At 64.8% G+C, this 2,812-nt stretch carries 3 protein-coding genes; 2 read left to right on the plus strand and 1 reads right to left on the minus strand.

Features of this window, described 5'->3' with window-relative positions; genetic code table 11:
- On the minus strand, positions 1-268 hold a 268-nt coding region (locus RM96_RS40200; RefSeq protein WP_238587396.1), incomplete at its 3' end, for a hypothetical protein.
- Between RM96_RS40200 and istA the strand changes: the two genes are divergently transcribed.
- Both istA and istB read left to right on the plus strand, forming a co-directional pair.
- Positions 240-1,757, plus strand: a complete 1,518-nt coding sequence (gene istA / locus RM96_RS24185) for an IS21 family transposase (protein WP_039014263.1) — start codon at positions 240-242, stop codon at positions 1,755-1,757. The genes RM96_RS40200 and istA overlap by 29 nt on opposite strands.
- 117 nt (positions 1,758-1,874) lie before the next feature.
- Positions 1,875-2,642, plus strand: coding sequence for an IS21-like element helper ATPase IstB (gene istB / locus RM96_RS24190; protein WP_039014264.1), 768 nt, complete (start codon positions 1,875-1,877; stop codon positions 2,640-2,642).
- Positions 2,643-2,812 lie beyond the last annotated feature (170 nt).

A 2,812-nucleotide genomic window follows, 5' to 3' on the forward strand; every position in this document is an offset into this window, starting at 1 on the left:
TGCGTATTCCGGCCGATCGTGACCAGTCATTCCGGATTATCGTGACCACGGATTCCGGCATCGTGACCGGCATTTCCGGTTTATCGTGACCAGCCGTTCCGGCGATCGTGACCAGGTCGCCGGGGAGGGATCTCACCGCTGAAATGGTGATGTCCTGCTCGAGCTGGTCCGGGTGGGGATGTTGCGTATTGTTCAACCCAGGCTGTGGATAACCTTCTGCGTTTTTGCACGGAGAAGCGATGCCCAAGCCCCCCATGACGATACGCATGATCAAAGACGTGTTACGACTCAAACACGAGTCCGGACTGTCGCACGCCAGTATTGCCGCGGCGCTGCAAGTCTCCAAAGGAGTGGTGTCCAAGTATGTGTCGCTGGCCTCTGAGGCCGGACTGGCATGGACTGAGCTACGCGAGCTCGACGAGGCTGCAATCGCCGCGCGCCTACTGCCCAGCGCACGCAAAAGCGCTTACGTGCCGCCGGACTATGCCCGCATCCACCAGGAACTGCGCCGCAAGGGCGTGACGCTGACCCTGCTGTGGCAGGAATATGTCGAGGCGCATCCCGGCGGCAAGACCTACCGCCACACGCAATTCTGCGAGCGGTACCACGCCTGGGCCAAGAGCCTGAAGCGCTCGATGCGGCAGACCCACAAGGCCGGGGAGAAGCTGTTCGTCGACTATGCCGGACCGACCATCGCCGTGGCCGACGGCGGCCGCGCCCACGTGTTTGTGGCGGCGCTCGGCGCGTCGAGCTACACATTCGCATGCGCCACGCCACGCGAGACGATGGTGGACTGGATCGCCTCGATGGTGCGCGCCCTGAGCTTTATCGGCGGCAGCCCAGAACTGATCGTCCCAGATAACCCGCGCGCCTTGATTGCCAACGCCGACCGTTATGAGCCGCGCGCTAACGAGACTGTGCTCGACTTCGCGCGCCATTACGGCACCTCGGTGCTCCCTGCCCGTGCACGGCGTCCGCAGGACAAGGCGAAGGTTGAGGTGGCAGTACAGATCGTAGAACGTTGGATCCTCGCACGACTGCGCCATCAGCGTTTCGAGACCGTGCATGCGGTCGACCGTGCGATTGCAGCGTTGCTGCCCGCACTCAATGAGCGCCCCTTCCAGAAGCTTCCGGGCAGCCGCGCCAGCGCCTTCGCGGCCCTGGATGCGCCGGCGTTACGCCCGTTGCCCGCGGTCCCTTATGAGGTCGCCAGGTTCCGCACCGTCAAGGTCCATATCGACCAGCACGTCGAGATCAACAAGCATCGCTACAGCGTGCCGCATGCCCTGGTTGGCCAGACGCTGGACGCGCGCATCACCGCGCACGCGGTCGAACTGCTGCACCGTGGCCAGCGCGTGGCCGTTCATGCGCGTGCAGCCGCCGGTGGCTTCACCACGGTGCCGGAGCATCTGCCCGCCGCCCACCGCGCCCACCTGGAATGGACGCCGCAGCGCCTCATCCGCTGGGGTGAGCAGATCGGTGGCGCCGCAGGCGCCGTCGTGCGCCGGCTGCTCGAGCAGCACAAGCATCCTGAACACGGCTACCGCGCCTGTCTGGGGTTGCTGAGCCTGGCCAAACGCTATGGCAAGGAACGCCTCGAGGCAGCCTGTGCGATTGCGCTGGAGCTCGGCGCCTATCAGTACCGCCACGTCAAGAACGTGCTCGAAACCGATCGCGATCGGCTGACCGCGGCCCCTCCTGCCGAGTGGGTCAGTCCCGACCACGCACACCTGCGCGGCCCCAGCTACTACCAGTGACGCCGTCTGCCAGGCAGCACTAACTCCCGCGATTCGCCTCTATGGCCTTCGCACACCGCTGGGCAGCACCCGCAGTCGATCTTGCTTGCCCGGCGCTCACAACCGGAACCCAATCTCATGATGACCCATACCACGCTCGCGCAACTGCGCTCACTCAAGCTCGACGGCTTTGCCGCCGCCCTGGAAGAACAGCTTGCCCAGCCCGGCGCCAGCGCGCTCGCCTTCGAGGAACGGCTGGCGCTGCTGATCGACCGCGAATTGCTTTGGCGCAATGACCGCAAGCTTGCCCGTCTCTTGCAGCGTGCCCGCCTCAAGTACCCCCACGCCGCGATCGAAGACCTCGACGCCCGCGCAGGCCGCGGCATTGATCGGAAGCAGCTCACGAGCCTCGTGCTGTCCGACTGGATCGCAACCGGACATACCGTCCTGATCGGTGGCCCGACCGGCGTCGGCAAGACCTGGCTGGCCTGCGCGCTGGCGCAGTACGCCTGCCGCCGCGGGCACTCCGTCGCTTACCTGCGCGTGCCCAGGCTGGCCGAAGAGCTACGTATCCTGCATGGCAGCGGTGGCTTCGGCAAATGGCTGCTGCAGATGGCCAAGACCGACCTGATCGTGCTGGACGACTGGGCGGTGGCACCGCTGGACCCGACCACTCGCAATGACCTGCTTGAACTCATTGACGATCGCGGCGGCAGCCGCGGGCTGCTCATCACCTGCCAGTTGCCGGTCGAACACTGGCATGGCTGGATCGGCGACCCCACCATTGCCGACGCGATTCTCGATCGCCTGATGCACCGCATTCACCGCATCACTCTGGCCGGCGACTCAATGAGAAAGACTGCTCAAAAAACGAGCGCCACATCCAGCGGCAACCCCACTGCCTAGCCTGGCAGAGTAGAATCCGTCCCCGCGCAACACCCTCAGCCGATCACCGGTCACGACACCGGAATTGCCGGTCACAATCAACCGGAAACCGCAGGGACACAGCGGTCACGATAAAACGGAATCCGTGGTCACGATGCCGGAATGACCGGTCACAATCACCGGAATACGCA

The sequence above is a fragment of the Cupriavidus sp. IDO genome (genome assembly GCF_000812465.1).
Classification (GTDB): domain Bacteria; phylum Pseudomonadota; class Gammaproteobacteria; order Burkholderiales; family Burkholderiaceae; genus Cupriavidus.

Bases quoted from the DNA above. Each gene is read 5' to 3' on its own strand.
- istA (WP_039014263.1), top strand. From the start codon at position 240: ATGCCCAAGCCCCCCATGACGATACGCATGATCAAAGACGTGTTACGA.
- istB (WP_039014264.1), top strand. From the start codon at position 1,875: ATGATGACCCATACCACGCTCGCGCAACTGCGCTCACTCAAGCTCGAC.